The sequence below is a fragment of the Vogesella fluminis genome, assembly GCF_014652335.1.
GTDB classification, from domain to species: domain Bacteria; phylum Pseudomonadota; class Gammaproteobacteria; order Burkholderiales; family Chromobacteriaceae; genus Vogesella; species Vogesella fluminis.
The window spans coordinates 1-941 of record NZ_BMYP01000113.1 but is presented as its reverse complement, the minus strand read 5'-3'; the positions used below and the strand labels follow the sequence as shown (position 1 = coordinate 941).

General features: G+C 59.3%; 1 protein-coding gene. It reads left to right on the top strand.

From position 1 onward, the window contains the following. Window positions 1-103: 103 nt before the first annotated feature. The coding region (locus tag IE083_RS15675; RefSeq protein WP_189354963.1) for an IS30 family transposase at window positions 104-941 on the top strand (838 nt) is incomplete at its 3' end.

The following is a 941-nucleotide window of genomic DNA, read 5'->3' as shown; positions in this document are numbered from 1 at the left end:
GGCGAATTCAGGGAGTAAGTGCAACGGCGGGCAGGTCTGGAGGATGGGGGTGAGATGAGGTAAATTCCCCCGCACTTTGACCGGCCAGTCAGGAGCACAAGGAATGGAATACCGCCATCTCACCGAAGGTGAACGATACCAGATTCAAGTTTTGTATGCAGGAGGTTTGGGGCCTACGGCCATTGGCCAGAGCATCGGACGCTGTAAAAGCGTGATCAGCCGCGAACTCAGACGTCACCGCTTGAGCGGCGGTTACTGTGCCAGTAAGGCCCAACAGAGCTATCGTCAGCGCCTGCAGGCCAAAGGCAAGCCGCGGCAGCCGTGGGGCCCTGTGTTCGACGAGATCGCCGTTCCGCTGCTGAAGGAGGGTTGGAGCCCAGAGCAGATCAGCGGCGTGTTCAACGGCACGGAATATGCAGTCAGCCACGAATGGATCTATCAGCGGGTCTTGCAGGACAAGCGCCAAGGCGGTGACGTCTACAAGGCGCTACGCTGCCAGAAAGAACGTAGAAAGCGGTATGGCCGGCCGGAACGGCGTGGCCACATTCCCAACCGGCGCTCCATTACAGAGCGTCCAGCGGAAGTCGAGGCGCGCAGCCGGATTGGTGATTGGGAAGCCGACACGATGATCGGCGCGGGCCACAAGGGGGCCATCGTGACGCTGGTGGAGCGCAAAACCGGCTACGCCAAGCTGAGACTGGTGCCGAACAAGGAAGCGCCAGGTGTTACCAAGGCCATTATCAAGGCGCTGCGCCCGCACCAAGGGCAGGTATTGACGCTGACGTTCGACAATGGGAAAGAGTTTGCCGGCCATCAGACGGTAGCCAAGCGACTGCAAGCGGATTGCTATTTTGCCGAGCCCTACAGTTCTTGGCAGCGCGGGTGCAATGAAAACCTGAACGGATTGGTTCGGCAATACTTCCCCAAGGGAACAGACTTCA